Genomic DNA, 1,302 nt, shown 5'->3' with positions numbered 1-1,302 from the left:
CGATATCGAAAGTAATGATTTGGATTGGTTGTTAACTTGGATTAATCCAAGTTACAACTGCACCAATCGCCACTGAAGTGGCTATCATTATTTCTTTGTTCGTCAAAAGTATTTCTCCTATCACAAGTGATAATATGGTTTGGCAAGCGTCGTATTTGCTAGCCACTTCATTCGCTTACGCTCATTTCGTTCTGCAAATACCCTTGTTGGGGGTAAACCCCCAATCCCCCCTTTTTGCTAAAGCAAAAAGCTAGCCATAACGGCTAGCTAATTCATTTGTTATCTTTTATTCTATGTCTTCTAGATTTTATAAACGTATTTATAGCAAAAGTACCATTATCAGCTAACAAAGGGAACCAATCATCAAATCTATGCTCCATAGCATAAATCCATAGTTCTTCGTATTCTCTTATGTCATTTTCAACTATAAAAGAAGTCATTTCTTTAAACATCTCATATCTGCTTGCAGACGTCGGTTTTAACATCTCTAGAATATCTGCTCCACCATGAGCAATCATATCTTCACGATCATACTGATATTTCTCAGGATTATCCATATGCAACATATATCTAACAAGACCTTTAGCAGAACCACACCTTTGTGGAACAGTCGCATTTATTCTTTCGGTCAATTCCAATATCTGATTATAACTTTTAACCCCATCATACATAACCAATATATGCTTATGAGCCTTTTTTATCTCTCCATTTGGATTAGTATCCTTATCATGTAATGGAGATTCAACCCATTGTATATGTTCATCATCTAATATATCTCTCCAACCTTCAGAAACACTTTCTGGGTAAATTACAAACGTCCAATTTCTAGTTCTTACATTACCTTGTGATGCTTTATTTGCCATGATATAATTACCTCCGAATACAAGTTTATGCTGCCATAGCCACATGGCAGTATTTTTTTATCTATTTTTATGCTTTTTATCAAAATCTTGCAAAGCCAACGCAATTACCGCACTTTTTGAAACTCCTAAATATTTCGCCAATTCATCTAACTTTTCCGACATCTCATCTTTCAAAGTCACTTGCAATCTTTTACTCATAATTGTAACCACCTTTCAATTATTACAGTCAATAATACACAAAATAACATCATAATTCAATCGTTTATACACAAAAAGTGACCGTGAACAATGAACAACACTGGGGGGTCGTAGTACCCCAGTGTTGAAAACCTAAAGTCAAAACCCACCATATTATTACTTGTAATAGAATTTCCTTTTGACTTCACGATATCGAAAGTAATGATTTGGATTGGTTGTTAACTTGGATTAATCCAAGTTA

The 1,302-nt window shown here is 34.6% G+C and carries 3 protein-coding genes; all 3 read right to left on the bottom strand.

Features of this window, described 5'->3' with window-relative positions; translation table 11 throughout:
* Positions 1 to 31 precede the first annotated feature (31 nt).
* Positions 32 to 166 (bottom strand): hypothetical protein, encoded by a 135-nt coding sequence (locus CD036_RS13275; RefSeq protein ID WP_258027387.1) that lies wholly within the window; start codon positions 164 to 166, stop codon positions 32 to 34.
* A 106-nt stretch (positions 167 to 272) separates the two neighbouring features.
* Positions 273 to 863 carry a replication protein gene (locus CD036_RS03660; protein WP_103388019.1) on the bottom strand — a complete coding sequence of 197 codons (591 nt, stop codon included), beginning with the start codon at positions 861 to 863 and terminating at the stop codon, positions 273 to 275.
* A gap of 57 nt (positions 864 to 920) precedes the next feature.
* A complete protein-coding gene (locus CD036_RS03655) occupies positions 921 to 1,061 on the bottom strand; it encodes a ribbon-helix-helix domain-containing protein (RefSeq protein ID WP_031917823.1) in 141 nt (46 codons plus the stop codon).
* Positions 1,062 to 1,302 lie beyond the last annotated feature (241 nt).

Source organism: Staphylococcus arlettae, assembly GCF_002902345.1.
GTDB classification, from domain to species: domain Bacteria; phylum Bacillota; class Bacilli; order Staphylococcales; family Staphylococcaceae; genus Staphylococcus; species Staphylococcus arlettae.
Note: the sequence above shows the minus strand (reverse complement) of the source record. Positions and strands in the feature narration are given on the sequence as shown.

Bases quoted from the DNA above. Each gene is read 5' to 3' on its own strand.
- CD036_RS03660 (WP_103388019.1), bottom strand. From the start codon at position 863: ATGGCAAATAAAGCATCACAAGGTAATGTAAGAACTAGAAATTGGACG.
- CD036_RS03655 (WP_031917823.1), bottom strand. From the start codon at position 1,061: ATGAGTAAAAGATTGCAAGTGACTTTGAAAGATGAGATGTCGGAAAAG.